Origin of the sequence: Streptomyces sp. NPDC005761 (assembly GCF_040630635.1) — a bacterium.
In the GTDB taxonomy this organism is placed as follows: Bacteria; Actinomycetota; Actinomycetes; order Streptomycetales; family Streptomycetaceae; genus Streptomyces.
In genome coordinates this window covers 372,082-387,957 of sequence record NZ_JBEXXX010000001.1, presented here as the reverse complement: position 1 = coordinate 387,957, position 15,876 = coordinate 372,082, and the positions used below count along the sequence as shown (strand labels likewise).

Sequence of the window (15,876 nt, the reverse complement as noted above, 5' to 3'; positions counted from 1 at the left end):
GCGCCGTAAGGAAAACTGTTGATCGATGTGCAGCGGCTCCGCGTCCTGCGGGCGGTGGCGGAGCACGGCAGTTTCAACCGCGCGGCCGCCGCCCTGCACCTCACCGCCTCGGCCGTCTCGCAGCACGTGGCCGCCCTGGAGCGCGGCCTCGGCTCCCAGGTCGTCCTGCGCAGCACGCGCGGGGTCACCCTCACCGCGGCCGGCCGGATCATGGTCGGCGCGGCCGAGTCGGTGGCCGCGGAGATCGAGCACGCACGACAGCAGGTCACCGAGCTCGGGACGGGCCGGGTCCAGCTCACCGTCGCGACGTTCACCAGCGGCGGCAGGCTGCTGCTCCCCGGGGCCCTCACCGAGCTCGCGGCCGCCCACCCCGGCACCGTCCTGCATGTCCGGGAGTACGAACCCGAGGACAGCCTGCCCCTGGTCCGTCAGGGGGCGGTGGACCTCGCGCTCGCCTATCACTTCGACGGCCCGCTGCCGGGCCGGCAGGGCGGCAGCGGGCCCGCCCCGGAGTGGACCGCGCTCATGGACGACCCGTTGCACGTCGTCCTGCCCCAGACGCATCGTCTGGCCGGCCGCGAGGCGGTGGACCTGGCCGAGCTGGCGGCCGAACCGTGGGTGCTCGGCTGTCTCAAGACCGAGGCGTACCTGCGCCGTTACGCGGAGCGGGCGGGCTTCGAGCCCGAGGTGCGCGGCACGACGAGCGACTACTTCTTCGCCCGCTCGCTCGTCGCCGCGGGCATGGGAGTCTCGCTGATCCCGTCGATCGCGCTGACGCCGGAGGTGCCGGGCCTGTGCACGGTCGCGGTCGGACCGCCGGCTCCGGCCCGTCACATCGGTGTGGCGACGACCGGTCACCTCCGCGTCCGTGCGGAGGTCACGGCTCTGGTGCGGGCCCTGCGGAAGCAGGCGGGGGCACCGGCCGGTCGCGAGGACACCGCCCCGGCTCCCGGAGCCTGAACCGCCGACGACCTCCCGGGCGGACCGCCGGGGAGCGGTTACGGCTGCTCGGGCAGCCTGGCCCAGAAGTGGTCGACGATCTCCTCCACATAGCGGCGCCCGTCCTCACCGGAGGCGGTGCTGCCGCTGGCCCGGCTGAGGGTGGCCGCCATGAGGGCCTGGTACTCGTGGTACATGGAGTCCAGCGGCTCGTGGAGCTGTTTGCGGTCCACGGAGACGAGTTTGGCGATGGCGCGAACATGCGCCTGCCAACGGGTGCTGACCGCTTCGGTGAGCAGGCGGGCGAGTTCGTCCTCGAGCCCGGTGATGGCGATGTGGTCACGCGGCGGGAGGCCGAGCAGGCTGCCGAGTTTCGCGGACTGCCGCTGGTCGCCGGTCCACCGGCCCGTCTCCTCCATACGGAGGTAGGCGTCCAGGGACAGGCCCGTCACGCGAGCAACGTCCTCGGCCGGTATCCCGCAGGCCACACGGTGCTCGCGCAGCGTACGCGGGTGCCCCATGATCTCGCTGGGGTGACACCACAACGCGCCTGCCAGTGCGGCGAGTTCATGCGGATCGGGCAACGCGGTGCCGCGCTCCCAGGCCGCGATGTGATCGGCCGAGACGTGAGCCGTCCCGAAGGAGGATCTCATTGCGTACGCGACGTGACCGTGGGCCATCCCGAGCTTTTCACGCAGGGCTCGGGCGGCGCGCGCATTGAAGGGGGGTGGAGGGTGCACGCACAGAACGTATGGGCATCGTCACCAGAAAATCCATCGCCACTGTCGCCTGCATCACGGTTTGGCTCTATAGATCACCGCTGATTCCGTAGGAACAGACAGACGGTTTCGAGTCATCAACAGCGGTATGTGGCAAGGCCCTTGAGGGTGAGGCCATGACACGTATGATCCGCACGCAAGGCGCCGCATGTGTGTTCGCACAACTACCTGTCACGTGTGCCGGGCAGCAGCGGCTCCCCCAGATCCCCCTTGTCCGTTGCAGGCCCAGGAGACGTTCCCATGCACCCCAGCAAGACCAGCCCGGCCGACATACCGCCGACCAGATCCGGTGGTGGCACCCTCGACCGGTTCTTCCGCATCACCGAACGCGGATCGACCTACGGCCGGGAAGTCCGTGGTGGCTTCGCCACCTTCTTCACCATGGCGTACATCCTCGTGCTCAACCCGATCATCCTCGGCGGCGCGAAGGACAAGTTCGGCGAGCAGCTGGACACCGTCCAGCTGGTGACCGCCACGGCCCTGGTGGCCGCGGTCATGACCCTCATCATGGGCGTGGGCGGAAATCTTCCCCTCGCACTGGCCGCGGGCCTGGGCATCAACGCGGTCGTCGCCTACCAGGTCGCCCCCCTCATGGCCTGGGACGACGCGATGGGCCTCATCGTGCTCGAGGGCCTGTTGATCTGTGTGTTCGTGGCGACAGGCCTGCGCGAAGCGATCATGCACGCGATCCCACAGGCCCTCAAACAAGCCATCAGTGTGGGCATCGGCCTGTTCATCGCGTTCATCGGCTTCGTCGACGCCGGGTTCGTCACGCGCATCCCGGACGCCGCGAACACCACCGTTCCCGTCCAGCTCGGCAGCGGCACCCTCACGGGCTGGCCGATGCTCGTCTTCTGCCTCGGCGTGATCATGACGATCGTGCTCCTCGCCCGCAAGGTCAAGGGCGCCATCCTCATCAGCATCGTCGTGATGACCGTGCTCTCCGTCGTCATCAACTCGCTCGCCGACGTGAAGTCCTGGGGGCTGACCGTCCCCTCCATGCCCGACAAGCCCGTCGCCGCGCCCGACTTCGGGCTGCTCGGCCAGTTCGACCTGCTCGGCTCGTTCGGCGAGATCAGCGTCCTGACCGTCATCCTGCTCATCTTCACCCTCATCCTGTCGGACTTCTTCGACACGATGGGCACCGTCGTCGGCGTCACCGCCGAGGCCGGACTGCTCGACGAGCGGGGGCAGGTGCCGGGCCTGGGCCGGGTCCTGCTCATCGACGGCGCGGCCGCGGTCGCCGGTGGCGCCGCCTCCTCGTCGTCCGCCACGACCTACGTCGAGTCCGCCGCGGGTGTCGGCGAGGGCGCCCGTACCGGCTTCGCCAACCTCGTCACGGGCGGCATGTTCGCCCTGGCCCTCTTCTTCTCCCCCGTCCTGACCATCGTGCCCATGCAGGCGGCGTCGCCCGCGCTCGTCGCGGTCGGGTTCCTGATGATGACCCAGGTCAAGCACATCGACTGGGACCGCTACGACCTCGCGATCCCGGCGTTCCTCACCATCACCGTCATGCCGTTCACCTACTCCATCACCAACGGCATCGGTGCCGGCTTCGTCACCTACGTCATCATCAAGGCGTGCCTGGGCAAGGCCCGTGAGGTCCACTGGCTGCTCTGGGGCACCGCGGCACTCTTCCTCGTCTACTTCGCGATCGACCCGGTGGAGCAGATCCTCGACCTCAAGTAGTGCGTCGAGAAGGAGGCCGTCGAGCGGCACCCGCACCGCCGTGACGCCGGACTGCCCGGCTCCAGCACCCCTTTCGCGGGGGGCGGAGCCGGGCAGTCGGCGTACGGGAGGGGCGGCTCAGCTCTTGGCCGCGGCCACCTCCGGCGAGGCGGCCGCTCCGGCCTTCTCTCCGGCGTCGGCCGAACCGCGTACGGCCGGGATGAACATCGAGATCAGCACGGCGACGAGGGCGACACCGCAGCCGAACATCAGGCCGGTACGGAATCCGGCCTCGGAGGTGAAGCTGTATCCGGCGGTCTCCGTGGTCATCTGCGCGAGGACCGCACCGATGACGGCGGCGCCGATCGACGTGCCCAGCGCGCGCATCAGGGTGTTGAACCCGTTGGCGGCTGCCGTCTCGGAGGCAGGGACCGCGCTCATGATCAGGGCGGGCATCGCCCCGTAGGCGAGGCCCACACCGCTGCTGCTGACCATGAGGAACAGCATCAGTCCCCAGGCGGATCCCATCAGGACGATGCCCAGGCCGTAGGCCGCGGCGATGACCAGCACACCGGAGATCAGCGTGAACTTCGGACCGCGGGCGTCGGTGAGCTTTCCGCCGAACGGGGAGACGATCATCATCATGATGCCGCCGGGGGCCATCCACAGACCGGCCTGCAGCATCGACTGACCCAGGCCGTACCCGGTGGCCTCGGGGAACTGGAGCAGCTGCGGCGCGATCAGCATGCCGGCGTACATGCCGAAACCGACGAAGAGCGACGCGAGGTTGGTGATCAGCACGCGGGGGCGGGCCGTGGTGCGCAGGTCGACCAGCGGGTCCTTGGTGCGCAGTTCCCAGAAGCCCCAGCCGATGAGCACCACGACGGAGGCGACGAAGAGCCCGATCGTCGTCGCGGACGCCCAGCCCCACTCGGCGCCCTTGGAGACGGCGAGCAGCAGGCAGACCAGACCGATGGCCAGACCGATGGCGCCGGGCACGTCGAAACGCTGCCCCTTGGCAGCGGCCGGCACCTCCGGGATCAGGAACCAGATCAGTGCGGAGATGGTGAGGGCCAGCACCGCGGAACCCCAGAACAGCACCCGCCAGTTCGCGTACTGGGCGACCGCCGAGGCGATCGGCAGGCCGAGGGCGCCACCGATGCCGAGGGAGGCGCTGACGAGCGCGATGGAGGAGCTCAGCTTCTCCCGCGGCACCACGTCACGCAGCAGGGCGATGCCGAGCGGCACCATGCCCATGCCCATGCCCTGCAGACCACGTCCGACGATCATGGGGACGACCGTGGACGAGAGTGCGCACACCACGGAGCCGGCGAACAGCGGCACGGAGCACACGAGCAGCATGCGGCGCTTGCCCAGCAGGTCGCCCAGCCGTCCGGAGACGGGCACACACACCGCGGAGACCAGCAGGGTGACGGTGATCACCCAGGCGGCGTTGGACGACGACGTGTCGAGGAGCTTCGGCAGCTCGGCGATGAGCGGCGTGACCAGGGTCTGCATGACCGCCGCCACGGTGCCTGCGAAGGCCAGCGTGGCGACCACACCGCCTGATCTGGCTGTCGGCTGGGGGGCATCCATGAGGAGGAACTCCTTGAGGTCGTGATCCCGTCTACCGGGATAGCGACGTGCATCGTACATGCCTAATGTGTCATGCACGTCATGTGTCCAGTGCACACGGCGTGAGAGCATGAGCCACCGCTCGCAGTCCGACGCAGGACCGACCCCGGCGCAGAAGCAGGAGGCCGCACACATGCCCAGCCCCACAGAAGAGGTGGAGTACGAGCAGATGCTGCTCGGGCGCCACAGCCTCGCCGACCACCGGGGCGGGCGCCACAAGTACGCCCTCCTGGAACGGAGCGCCTACATCCTGCTCAGCCGGCTCCGCGTCCAGGGGCCCATGTCCAACGGCGAGCTGAGCGACGCCTTCGGCCTCGACACCTCCACCCTCAACCGCCAGACCGCCGCGGTGACCCGCGCCGGTCTCGCCGAACGCATCGCCGACCCCGACGGCGGCATGGCCCGCAAGTTCCGCATCACCGAGGAGGGCGCAAAGCTCCTGGACGCGGAACGCGAACGGGTCGTCCAGTCCCTGGGCTACGTCATGCACGACTGGCCGGACGACGACATCGCCGCCTTCGCCGGCTACCTCAAACGCTTCAACAGCAGCATCGAACAGCTCTCCAAGCGCCCCTGGCCACGCCCCTGAACCCGCCGTGCGCGAGCGGGCGCGCGACCCCGGCCTCAGTCCTCCGCCGGAGCCACCCGCCCGGTCAGCGCCGCCAGCGAGTTGCGCACATGCGCCATGTGCGCCTGCACGTCCTCGCGCCCCTCCTCGTGCTCGCGCAGGATCCGCTCCGTCTCCCGCACCACCCGCTCCTCACGGACCCGGGCCCCCGCGACCAGCTCGGCCCCCTGCGCCTCCGCGTCCTCCTGGCCGTGCCGCGCGGCCTCCTCGGCCTCGGCCAACGCGCGCCGCGCCCCGGCCAGACCTGCCTCGGCCCGCTCCATCAGCCGCACATGCTCCGCCGACTGCGCCGCCTCGGCATCCGCCAGCTCCTGCTCGACGGCCTTCCAGCGCTCACCGTGCTCCTGCTCCTGGTGCGCCAGCACACTTGCCGTACGGCTCACGGTCGCCGCCATCGCGGCAGCCGCCTCCTCACGTACCTGACCCGCCTCAAGCCGGGCCGCGGCCAACTCCTCACCGGCCGCACCCTCGGCGGCGGCCAGCACCTGCTCCGCATGACCCGTCGCCGCCGCGCGCATCGCCTCCGCATCGGCCCTCGCCGACTCGCGCACGGCCCGCGCCGCCGCGTCCGCCTCGTCCCGCAGCGCCTGCGACTCCTCCGCGACGGCGGCCCGGAGAGTCTCCGCCTCACCCTCGGCCAGCGCCAGGATCTGCTGCGCCCGCTCCCCCAACGACGCGTAGTCCTGCGGCGCCAGCGCGGCGACGACCTCGTCCAGCCGCGCCGACTCGGCCACCAGCCGCTCCGCCAGCGCCGTCAGCCGCGCCACCTGCTCCTGCGCCCCGTCCCGCTCCGCCGACAGCGCGGCCACCGTCCGGTCCACCTGCTCCGGGCGGTAACCACGGCCGCGTACGCCGACGAAGCCGTGCGCGGACACCGGTGCAGAACTCATCCTTGACGCCTCTTTCCGACTCTCCGACCACCGAGCAATACGTCAAGGATGCGGCAATTGGTCAAGAAGTCGGAATCGTTTCGATGGTTTCCGGACGGAAGCGACAGGCATCACAACCCACAGAAGAGGTGTGGCGCCCCTCCCCCGAAGGGAAGGGGCGCCACACCCCGCTACCACCGCGAAGACCCGGTCGTCAGATCAGCCCGTCCCACATCTGCTCCAGCAGCACCGACCACCAGCTCTCCGGCGACGCCAGCGCCGCCGGATCGACCGCCACCAGCTGCGCCTGGAAATCGACCGTCCAGCGGCCCGCCTGCTCGGGGTTCAACCCGAACCGCAGCCGCCACATCCGGCCCAGCAGCGCCATGGAACGCGCGAACTCGGGCAGTCCCGTGTTCACGAACTGCGGCGGCACCGACTGCCCGCCCGGACCCGCCTCCACCGGCACGGCCACGATGTTCGCCGTCCCGTACTGCACACAGATCGCCCGGCCGAAGTCAGAACCCATCACCAGGTACGACCCCGCGTCAGGAGCCGCCTGGACCTGGCGCTGAGCCGCCAGCTCCGCCAGCGTCGGCACCACCGGCTGACCAGGCTGCGCCCAGAAGAACGGACCGAAGTCGGCGGGCAGCCCCGCCCACACCAACGTCCGTGCCACGATCTCCGGCACCCCCTGCCGGGACACCGCGCGCTGATCGAAGCGCAGCACCCCCTGAGGGCCGAACGTCTGCAGCATCTCCTCCGCGATCGCCTCCGGCGGCACCTGCATCGCCGGCGGCACCTGCGGCAGCGGAGCCCGCACCGGCGCCGGACGGGCCGGGCCGTCCGCGACCTGGTGCAGCTCCCCCTGATGCGTGAGCAGATGCTGCATGCCCTGCTGCCGGCTCGCGTGATCCGTGCCGTACGGGGCGACGCTCGTGATCCGCACCTGCGGCCACGTCTCACGGATCATCCGGGCGCAGTAACCACCCGGCAGCTCGCACGACTCGAGCTCCGTATGGAGCTCGATGACCTGCTGCGGCGGCACGTTCATCGCCCGCAGCTCGTGCAGCATCTGCCACTCGGGGTGCGGGGTGCCCGGCGCCGAACGACGGATCAGCTGCTGCTCGCTGCCGTCCGGCCCGCGATACCGCAGCACGGCCTGATAGCCGGGGCCGACGGTCGGCTGCCCCGTCGGCGCCTGCGGATAGCCGTAGGCGGGCGGCGGGGTGTGACCCGGCGGCGGTACGGGACCGGGGGCCCCGCCCAGCGGCCCGCCCTGGCCCATCGGCACACCGGGCGGACCCGGCGGACCGGGCGGACGCGGAGCCGACGGCCCGACCGGACCCGGGCCCGCGAGCATCGTCGCCGCATGGTGGACACTGCCCGCACCGGGCGGCGGCGTGGAACCGGGCGGCGCGGGCGGCTGCGGCGCACCCGGGGCACCGGGAGGCGCGGGCGGCTGCGGCGCACCGGGCGGACCCGGCGGACGCGGAGCCGACGGCCCGGCCGGACCCGGATCAGCGAACATCGTCGCCGCATGGTGGACATTGCCCCCACCCGGCGGCGGCGTGGAACCGGGCGGCGCGGGCGGCTGCGGCGCACCCGACGGGCCCAGCTGCGACACGAGCTGCGTCGGCACGTACCCACCCGCCGGAGCACCTGGCGTACCCGGCCCCGAGGGCGGCGGCAGAGGCGCACCCGGCCGGGCTCCCGGAGTACCGGGGGCACCGGGCGGCGGCGGAGTCGTCGACCCACCCCCACGCGCCCCGCGCGGCGGCACGACCGCCTTGCTGGTCGCCTCGTCCGAGATGTCGCCGGAACCGCGTCCCGGACCGGCCGGACGGCTCGGCGCAGGACTGCCCGGGAGAGGCGCGGGACTGCCCGGCACGGGAGCCGGCGGAGCACCGGGACCGCCGTACGCGGGCGCGGCCGCGGCCGCGGGGCCCTGCGGGGGCAGGCCCGGCACGATCGCCGTCGCCGGCAGCTGACTGCCGCCCGACATCAACGCGGTCGGGGCGTCGGCCGACACCACCCGGGGCGGCGCGCCCTCGTCGTCCGCACCCGAGAGCGGCGGCGCGAACACGGTGGCCGGCAGCGCCACCTCACCCTCGTCGGACCCCGCGTTGGTATCCGTACCCGCCCACGGAGTTGCCCCGACGGGCGGCTGCGGCGCGGACGCCGGAACCCCCGGAGAAGCCGGCGGCTCGTACGGAAGCGGCCCACCCTGCGCCGGCGGAGAAGAAGGAGAAGGAGCTGCGGGGGCGGGCGGGGGTGTCTGCCCCGCCGCTTCTGCGCGCCGGTCCGGGATACCCAGCTTGTCCGCCGCTTCCTGGAGCCACTCCGGCGGACTCAGCAGGAACGACGTCTGATTCAGATCGATGCGCTGCGGAGGCTCGGGCGCCGGGGGCGCGCCGTCCACGGATCCGTACTCCTCCTCGTACCGCCGGATCACCTCACCCACCGGCAGGCCCGGCCACAGCGTCGCCTCGCCGCTGTCCCGGGCGATCACCAGCCGCTGCCGCCCGCCGTCCGACACCGGGCCCTCCGCACGGTCCTCGGCCCACACCACGAAGCCCAGCTCGAACTCACGCACCCGCACCTCCCGGTGCTGATACGCCGGAACGTCGCCGTTGACCCACTCGTCCGCACGCTCCTGCGCCTGCGCAAAGGTCACCATCGCGCTCACCCCTCCACCGGGACAGCACGCGCGAAGCCGCCGTCCACCATCAGGTTCGCCACGGTCTCCAGCTCCGGCGGATTGCCCGCGAGACGCTGGAGAAACGCGTCGAAGTCGGCGCCGCACGGCAGCAGCAGCCGGTCCACCCGCTCCTGGACGCTCCAGCCGTCCTGGTCCCGCGCATCGTCGTACGCGCAGAACCAGACCGAACCGATGCCGTCCCCGCGGACCTTGACCGCGAGAATGCCGCCCTGGACGAAACCGACCCCCAGGTAGTCCTTGGTCAGATGGTCCCGCAGGCACTTGTTCACGTACACCAGGTCGTTCACGCCGGCTTCCTCACGCACCGTGAAGAACGGCTGGTCGACCAGGAGACCGAGCTCCGCGTCGAGCGCCGCGCCGACCGGAGCCGAACCCCCCGCCGCCTTCAGGAACGAGCGGTACGCACCCGGCAGCCGGTACCCGAGGTCCTCCTCGACGCCCTGGATCTGCTGCTCGCTCACCGCCACAGCGCCCTTCGGCAACCTGAAGTGCGCGGGCCGGGTCTCCTGCAGCGGGCGCGTGCCCCGCTTGTTCTGGTCCACCGCGGTCGTCGCCAGACCACCGTGATGCCGGAGCAACGCCTTCACCTCGACCGGGACCAGCTCCATCCGCCGGCCACCCGGCACGTGATGCCAGGTCCAGCCGTGCGGAGTGGCCACCGCGGGAATCGTGTCCCACAGCTCATGGCCGCTCGCCGCCAGCGCCGCGTTCGCCGACACGTAGTCCGTGAGCCGCAGCTCGTCCACGCCGAACCCCTGCGGAGGCTCGGCGATCTCGGCGGCGGCGCGCGCATAGGGCGCGAAGTCCGGACAGCCGTTCCCGTCCATGCGCACACCTCTGGGGTGGCGGGACGCCCGGACCGGGTCCGGGAAGTGCACGAGCTGCCCGGCGTAGGCCGCGTTCGGTGGCGCGGCTTGCTGCCCGAGCCGACCTGTCGTCATGGCGGTTGCCCCCTGCTGCGTCTGGCTGATGAGGACCGACCTGCCCATGGGGGCGGTCCAGGCACAGCCTATGCGGTGAGCCCGTGACAGGCCCCGCCCCTCCGCCCCACGACCAATTCCGTCACCAACCGTCACAACAGCGTGACGGACGAGCGACGATCAGGCCACTGAAACGCGACACGCAGACACGTTTCGCAGCCCCCGCTTTCACAGGACCCGACACATTTGGCAGGCTGTCACCCGCATACACGGGGGCGTGCACATTCGGCAGCAGCCGCTGCGGGCACGGGAGGGACACAGCACCATGCACACCGCACACTCTGCACAGACCGTCACGACCGGAGACCCCCGACTCAGCTGGAGCAGCAACGAGACCGGCCACGCCCCCCGTCTGACCCACCGCCGCGACGGCATCCTGCCGGCGGTGGCCGCGGCACTGTCCGTACGCGGCGAAACGCTCACCTGCACCGCGGGCAAGGGCGACCAGCCCCCCGTGCTCCACCACCTCGTCCAGGACTTCCTCGACACCCTCCCCAGCGGACAGCGCGAGCGCTTCACCGGCCGCTGCCCCGAAGCCATACTGCTCTCCCGGCACCTCACCGCCGCCGAGACCGGCCGCTCCAAGCGGGCCCAGCGCAAGCCGCTCACGAACGGCGAGGCCCGGCGCGCGCTCAAGCACGCCCGCCTCACCGCCCGCCGCATCCGCGAGGACGGCGACCCCCTCCACGGCAGTTACGCGGCACCCTGCCGCTCCTGCTCCGTCATGCTCGCCCACTTCGGCGTGCGTCCCGTCGACCTCACCACGACCGGAGCGGCGACGGCCGCCGAGAAGGGCTGACCGCGCCCATGCAGGACCGACCCGACCTCCCCGCGCAAACAGGCCCGGCGAACCACGACCGCCACAGCACCACCCGCTTCCCCGTCGCCGTCGACGCGGCCCTGCGCGCCGCCGGCTGGCAGCCCGGCCGCTGGGACATCCGCCAGGCCGAGGAGTGGGCCGACGCCCTGCGCTCGCACGCCTCACCCGCCGGACACCAGCACGCCGTCTTCCCGGCGGCGGTGGAGGCCTGGGCCGAGTTCGGCGGACTGCACATCACCGCGACCGCACCGGGGCGCCAGATCGCGCCCCCGTCCGTACGGATCGACCCGTTGAGCGGACTCCACCTGGCACGGACCCTGGGTGACCTCGGACGCGCCCTGGAGACCGAGGTCGCACCCCTGGGCGAGGAAGGGGACGCGCAGGCCGTCCTCGCGATCGACTCGCAGGGGCGGGTCTACAGCATCGACCACACCGGCGACTGGTACCTGGGACCCGACATCGAGGGCGCCCTCGCCACACTCGTCACCGGCATCCAGCCCGAACGCCTGGTCTCGGGCTGACACGCGGCCGGGTCGCCCCGTCCGTCGGCCGGAGGTCACCGGGCAGCCCCTGCGGACAGGGCCGCCGCTACGCCGCGCTCCCGTCCGGCAGTACCGCCGAGACCCGGAAACCGCCCGCATCCGTCGGTCCGGACACGAAGACGCCCCCCAGCCCCAGCACCCGCTCGCGCATGCCGACCAGACCGTTGCCCCCGCTCGGCAGCCCCGCGTCGGCCGTGGCCGCGTCCGAGGGGCCGTTCTCCACCTGCATCGCGACCTCGGCACCCCGGTGCGCGAGCCGCACCCAGGTCTTCGCGCCCGCCGCGTGCTTGTGCACGTTCGTCAGGGCCTCCTGCACCACCCGGTACGCCGTCTGCTCGACCTCGGGCGCGTACGCACGCACCTCCCCCTCGACCGAGAGGTCCACCGTCATCCCCGCCGCACGCGACTCCCCCACCAAGGTCTCGACCTCGTCCAGCCGGGGCCCGTCCTCCACCGCCGCAGGCTCCGACCGGCCGACCGAGGCCAGCGGCACCTGCGTCACCCGCGTCACCATCGGCTCGCCCGTACGCAGCACACCGAGCATCTGGCGCAGCTCGGTCAACGCCTGCCGGCCCATGTCCCCGACCAGCGCCGCGTTCCGCACCGCCTTCGCCGGGTCCTTCGGCGCCACCGCCTGCAGGGCCGCCGCGTGGACCACCATCAGGCTCACCCGGTGCGCCACCACGTCATGCATCTCGCGGGCGATCCGGTTCCGTTCCTCCGTGCGCGCCCACTCCGCCCGCTCCTCCGCCCGGTCCGCGAGCAGCGACAGCTCCCGCTCCAGCGAATCCGCCCGCTCCCGCAGGCTCTCCATCAGCCGGCGCCGCGCTCCTATGTAGAGGCCGAACAGCACCGGTGGTGCGGTCAGGCCCACCGCCATGAAAAGGGAGAGCATCGGCACGTACCAGTCACCGGGGCCGAAGTCCGCGTCGGCGTCGACGCCCTGCCGCAGCCGTACATAGGTGACGATGAACGTCCCCACCAGCTGCATGCTCATCAGCACCGCGGTGATCCGGCGGGGCACATCGGACGCGGCCAGCGTGTACAGGCCGACCAGGCCCATCAGGAAGCCCATCTCGGCCGGCATCGTCGCGATCGAGACGAGCACCACGGCGATCGGCCACTTCCGGCGCACCAGGAGCACGGCACCGGCGAACAGCCCGAACAACACCCCCAGCGGCACCGGCAACCCGGTGTCCCCCGCGAACACCACTCCTTCCAACGCACACTCCAGCGCCGAAGCCAGCGCCAGTCCCACATCCAGTGCGACACTCCGTCGCCGTTCCCACCACCAGTAGCCGCGGGTGGTCGGTCCCGCCGCTTCCCGGTCTGCCCCCGTTGCGGTCATGGCATCCAGCGTACGGGCGGCCGCACCTCATTTTCGGGTGACCTGCGCAGCACGTCCGCCGCCGAACGGAATCGAGTGAGCAGCACTTTGCGTGAACAAAAAGCGCGGACCTATACCGTCGCGTCGAGGGCCGGCCGTACGGCATAGTGTTGCGTGCCGATCCGATGTCCTGACGCAATGTCCGGTCAGTTCGGAGTTATTCCCCCATGGTGTAATTGGCAGCACAGTAGCTTTTGGTGCTATTTGTCCGGGTTCGAGTCCTGGTGGGGGAGCGGCATCGCGGGCCCCGACCCAACCGGTCGGGGCCCGCAGTCACGCCCGCCCCCGTACCGGCCGGAGGGCCCCCCGGTATCCTGCGGATGTCCATCACCCGAAGCCGAAGGGCCTATCCGTGAGCTCCGTACGCCCGGCAGCCGTCGTCGTCCTCGCAGCGGGTGAGGGCACCCGCATGAAGTCGAAGACCCCCAAGGTCCTGCACGAGATCTCCGGGCGTTCGCTCGTCGGTCATGTCGTCGCCGCCTCCCGCGAGCTGGACCCGCAGCACCTCGTCGTGGTCGTCGGCCACGCGAGCGAGCAGGTCACCGCCCACCTCACCGCCGCGGACGCCCAGGTGCGCACCGCCTACCAGGCCGAGCAGAAGGGCACCGGGAACGCGGTGCGCGTCGGGCTCGACGAGCTGGGCGGGACCGTCGACGGCACCGTGATCGTCGTCTGCGGCGACACCCCGCTGCTGTCCGGTGAGACGCTCGCCGCGCTCGCCGCCACCCACACCGCCGACGCCAACGCCGTCACCGTGCTCAGCGCCGAGGTCCCCGACTCCACCGGCTACGGCCGGATCGTGCGCGACGCGGCGACCGGCGCGGTCACCGAGATCGTCGAGCACAAGGACGCCACGGACGCGCAGCGCGCGATCCGGGAGATCAACTCCGGGGTGTTCGCGTTCGACGGGCAGCTGCTCACGGACGCGCTCGGCAAGGTCCGCACGGACAACAGCCAGGGCGAGGAGTACCTCACCGACGTGCTGTCCATCCTGCGTGAGGCCGGGCACCGGGTCGGCGCCTCGGTCGCGGGCGACCACCGGGAGATCCTCGGGATCAACAACCGGGTGCAGCTCGCGGAGGCACGCCGACTGCTGAACCAGCGGCTGCTGGAGCGTGCGATGACGGCCGGGGTGACCGTGGTCGACCCGGCGTCGACGCTGATCGACGCCACGGTGACGTACGAGCGGGACGCTCTCGTGCACCCGGGAACCCAGCTGCTGGGGACGACGCACCTCGCGGAGGACGCCGAGGTCGGTCCGAACTCGCGGCTGAAGGACACCGTCGTCGGGGCGGGTGCGCGGGTGGACAACACGGTCTCGGACGGGGCCGAGGTCGGCGCCGGTGCGACGGTCGGCCCGTTCGCCTACCTGCGGCCCGGCACGAAGCTGGGCGCGAAGGCCAAGGCCGGTACGTACGTGGAGATGAAGAACGCCACGATCGGCGAGGGGACGAAGGTCCCGCACCTGTCGTACGTGGGTGACGCGACCATCGGTGACCACACCAACATCGGTGCGGCGAGCGTCTTCGTGAACTACGACGGCGTGAACAAGCACCACACGACGATCGGCTCGCACTGCCGGACCGGTTCGGACAATATGTTTGTGGCGCCTGTCACGGTCGGGGACGGCGTCTACACCGCGGCCGGCTCGGTCATCACGAAGGACGTGCCCGCAGGTTCGCTGGCCGTGGCCCGCGGCCAGCAAAGGAATATCGAGGGTTGGGTGGCCCGCAAGCGTCCGGGCAGCGCGGCCGCACAGGCGGCCCAGGCCGCGACGGAGGACACCGACAGCGAAAGCTGACCGGAAACAGGTGCGTCGCGCACGGCGTACCGTGATAGATGCTCACCCCATTTCGGCTGGCTCGTTGCACATCGGGACATCTGCGTGCAGCGCCAGGAACACGTCTGAGGAGACTGTGCTGTGACCGGGATCAAGACGACCGGCGAGAAGAAACTGATGTTCTTCTCCGGCCGCGCCCACCCCGAGCTGGCCGAGGAGGTTGCGCACCAGCTGGGTGTGGGCCTCGTGCCGACGAAGGCCTTCGATTTCGCCAACGGTGAGATCTACGTCCGCTTCCAGGAGTCCGCCCGCGGCGCCGACTGCTTCCTGATCCAGAGCCACACGGCTCCGATCAACAAGTGGATCATGGAGCAGCTGATCATGCTGGACGCGCTGAAGCGCGCGTCGGCCCGTTCCATCACGGTGATCGTGCCGTTCTACGGCTACGCCCGCCAGGACAAGAAGCACCGTGGGCGTGAGCCGATCTCGGCCCGTCTGATCGCGGACCTGATGAAGACGGCGGGTGCGGACCGCATCCTCACCGTCGATCTGCACACCGACCAGATCCAGGGGTTCTTCGACGGCCCGGTCGACCACCTGTTCGCGCTGCCGATCCTCGCCGACTACGTCGGTGCGAAGGTCGACCGCTCGAAGCTGACGATCGTCTCGCCGGACGCCGGCCGTGTCCGGGTCGCCGACCGCTGGTGCGACCGCCTGGACGCCCCGCTGGCGATCGTGCACAAGCGTCGCGACAAGGACGTGCCGAACCAGGTCAGCGTCCACGAGGTCGTGGGCAACGTGAAGGGCCGGGTCTGTGTCCTGGTCGACGACATGATCGACACCGGTGGCACGATCTGCGCCGCTGCCGACGCCCTGTTCGCGCACGGTGCCGAGGACGTCATAGTGACGGCGACGCACGGTGTGCTCTCGGGTCCGGCCGCCGACCGGCTGAAGAACTCGAAGGTCAGCGAGTTCGTCTTCACGGACAGCCTGCCGACCCCGGGCGAGCTGGAGCTGGACAAGATCACGGTGCTGTCCATCGCGCCGACGATCGCGCGCGCGGTGCGTGAGGTCTTCGAGGACGGTTCGGTCACGAGCCTCTTCGAGGAGCAGTAGGCGCGCAGGCG

13 protein-coding genes and 1 tRNA gene are annotated in these 15,876 nt (G+C 71.2%); 8 read left to right on the top strand and 6 right to left on the bottom strand.

Translation table 11 applies throughout. The features are described 5' to 3' along the window. Nucleotides 1–18: 18 nt before the first annotated feature. Nucleotides 19–960: a LysR family transcriptional regulator gene (locus ABZ434_RS01760; RefSeq protein ID WP_359131305.1), complete on the top strand. Its 942-nt coding sequence runs from the start codon at nucleotides 19–21 to the stop codon at nucleotides 958–960. Nucleotides 961–998: 38 nt separating this feature from the next. Here ABZ434_RS01760 and ABZ434_RS01755 read toward each other — a convergent pair whose 3' ends face one another. After that, nucleotides 999–1,619, bottom strand: coding sequence for an XRE family transcriptional regulator (locus tag ABZ434_RS01755; RefSeq protein ID WP_359131421.1), 621 nt, complete (start codon nucleotides 1,617–1,619; stop codon nucleotides 999–1,001). Between the two features lie 339 nt (nucleotides 1,620–1,958). Here ABZ434_RS01755 and ABZ434_RS01750 point away from each other — a divergent pair, with 339 nt between their 5' ends. Then, on the top strand, nucleotides 1,959–3,407 hold the full coding sequence (locus ABZ434_RS01750) for an NCS2 family permease (protein WP_359131303.1): 1,449 nt from the start codon (nucleotides 1,959–1,961) through the stop codon (nucleotides 3,405–3,407). A gap of 117 nt (nucleotides 3,408–3,524) precedes the next feature. Here the strand turns inward: ABZ434_RS01750 and ABZ434_RS01745 are convergent, their stop codons facing one another. Further along, nucleotides 3,525–4,982 (bottom strand): MFS transporter, encoded by a 1,458-nt coding sequence (locus ABZ434_RS01745; protein ID WP_359131302.1) that lies wholly within the window; start codon nucleotides 4,980–4,982, stop codon nucleotides 3,525–3,527. Between the two features lie 172 nt (nucleotides 4,983–5,154). On the opposite strand from ABZ434_RS01745, the gene ABZ434_RS01740 reads away from it, so the two are divergent. Continuing rightward, nucleotides 5,155–5,610, top strand: a complete 456-nt coding sequence (locus tag ABZ434_RS01740) for a MarR family transcriptional regulator (RefSeq protein ID WP_359131301.1) — start codon at nucleotides 5,155–5,157, stop codon at nucleotides 5,608–5,610. 35 nt (nucleotides 5,611–5,645) lie between these two features. Here the strand turns inward: ABZ434_RS01740 and ABZ434_RS01735 are convergent, their stop codons facing one another. The 3 genes from ABZ434_RS01735 to ABZ434_RS01725 form a co-directional block, all read right to left on the bottom strand. Continuing rightward, nucleotides 5,646–6,539 carry a cellulose-binding protein gene (locus tag ABZ434_RS01735; protein WP_359131300.1) on the bottom strand — a complete coding sequence of 298 codons (894 nt, stop codon included), beginning with the start codon at nucleotides 6,537–6,539 and terminating at the stop codon, nucleotides 5,646–5,648. Nucleotides 6,540–6,732: 193 nt separating this feature from the next. Next, complete coding sequence (locus ABZ434_RS01730; protein WP_359131299.1) at nucleotides 6,733–9,198, bottom strand: SUKH-4 family immunity protein; 2,466 nt, start codon at nucleotides 9,196–9,198, stop codon at nucleotides 6,733–6,735. A 5-nt stretch (nucleotides 9,199–9,203) separates the two neighbouring features. Further along, nucleotides 9,204–10,181 carry an SMI1/KNR4 family protein gene (locus ABZ434_RS01725; RefSeq protein WP_326736634.1) on the bottom strand — a complete coding sequence of 326 codons (978 nt, stop codon included), beginning with the start codon at nucleotides 10,179–10,181 and terminating at the stop codon, nucleotides 9,204–9,206. A gap of 304 nt (nucleotides 10,182–10,485) precedes the next feature. On the opposite strand from ABZ434_RS01725, the gene ABZ434_RS01720 reads away from it, so the two are divergent. Together ABZ434_RS01720 and ABZ434_RS01715 are read left to right on the top strand one after the other, a co-directional pair. Continuing rightward, nucleotides 10,486–11,019 carry a YwqJ-related putative deaminase gene (locus ABZ434_RS01720; RefSeq protein WP_359131298.1) on the top strand — a complete coding sequence of 178 codons (534 nt, stop codon included), beginning with the start codon at nucleotides 10,486–10,488 and terminating at the stop codon, nucleotides 11,017–11,019. 8 nt (nucleotides 11,020–11,027) lie between these two features. After that, nucleotides 11,028–11,561 (top strand): SUKH-3 domain-containing protein, encoded by a 534-nt coding sequence (locus ABZ434_RS01715; RefSeq protein WP_359131297.1) that lies wholly within the window; start codon nucleotides 11,028–11,030, stop codon nucleotides 11,559–11,561. Between the two features lie 67 nt (nucleotides 11,562–11,628). Here the strand turns inward: ABZ434_RS01715 and ABZ434_RS01710 are convergent, their stop codons facing one another. Beyond that, nucleotides 11,629–12,930, bottom strand: a complete 1,302-nt coding sequence (locus ABZ434_RS01710; protein ID WP_359131295.1) for a histidine kinase — start codon at nucleotides 12,928–12,930, stop codon at nucleotides 11,629–11,631. Nucleotides 12,931–13,130: 200 nt separating this feature from the next. On the opposite strand from ABZ434_RS01710, the gene ABZ434_RS01705 reads away from it, so the two are divergent. The 3 genes from ABZ434_RS01705 to ABZ434_RS01695 all read left to right on the top strand — a co-directional run bounded on the left by ABZ434_RS01705 (nucleotide 13,131) and on the right by ABZ434_RS01695 (nucleotide 15,865). Further along, a tRNA-Gln gene (locus ABZ434_RS01705) sits at nucleotides 13,131–13,202 on the top strand. Between the two features lie 119 nt (nucleotides 13,203–13,321). Next, a complete protein-coding gene (glmU, locus tag ABZ434_RS01700; protein WP_359131293.1) occupies nucleotides 13,322–14,770 on the top strand; it encodes a bifunctional UDP-N-acetylglucosamine diphosphorylase/glucosamine-1-phosphate N-acetyltransferase GlmU in 1,449 nt (482 codons plus the stop codon). Between the two features lie 120 nt (nucleotides 14,771–14,890). Next, nucleotides 14,891–15,865: a ribose-phosphate diphosphokinase gene (locus ABZ434_RS01695; protein WP_148019072.1), complete on the top strand. Its 975-nt coding sequence runs from the start codon at nucleotides 14,891–14,893 to the stop codon at nucleotides 15,863–15,865. Nucleotides 15,866–15,876 lie beyond the last annotated feature (11 nt).

What these genes read in the sequence shown, in the direction of transcription:
- ABZ434_RS01730 (WP_359131299.1), bottom strand. Translation starts at nt 9,198, where the DNA reads ATGGTGACCTTTGCGCAGGCGCAGGAGCGTGCGGACGAGTGGGTCAAC.
- ABZ434_RS01715 (WP_359131297.1), top strand. Translation starts at nt 11,028, where the DNA reads ATGCAGGACCGACCCGACCTCCCCGCGCAAACAGGCCCGGCGAACCAC.
- ABZ434_RS01725 (WP_326736634.1), bottom strand. Translation starts at nt 10,181, where the DNA reads ATGACGACAGGTCGGCTCGGGCAGCAAGCCGCGCCACCGAACGCGGCC.
- ABZ434_RS01735 (WP_359131300.1), bottom strand. Translation starts at nt 6,539, where the DNA reads ATGAGTTCTGCACCGGTGTCCGCGCACGGCTTCGTCGGCGTACGCGGC.
- ABZ434_RS01710 (WP_359131295.1), bottom strand. Translation starts at nt 12,930, where the DNA reads ATGACCGCAACGGGGGCAGACCGGGAAGCGGCGGGACCGACCACCCGC.
- ABZ434_RS01740 (WP_359131301.1), top strand. Translation starts at nt 5,155, where the DNA reads ATGCCCAGCCCCACAGAAGAGGTGGAGTACGAGCAGATGCTGCTCGGG.
- ABZ434_RS01750 (WP_359131303.1), top strand. Translation starts at nt 1,959, where the DNA reads ATGCACCCCAGCAAGACCAGCCCGGCCGACATACCGCCGACCAGATCC.
- ABZ434_RS01755 (WP_359131421.1), bottom strand. Translation starts at nt 1,619, where the DNA reads ATGGCCCACGGTCACGTCGCGTACGCAATGAGATCCTCCTTCGGGACG.
- ABZ434_RS01720 (WP_359131298.1), top strand. Translation starts at nt 10,486, where the DNA reads ATGCACACCGCACACTCTGCACAGACCGTCACGACCGGAGACCCCCGA.
- ABZ434_RS01745 (WP_359131302.1), bottom strand. Translation starts at nt 4,982, where the DNA reads ATGGATGCCCCCCAGCCGACAGCCAGATCAGGCGGTGTGGTCGCCACG.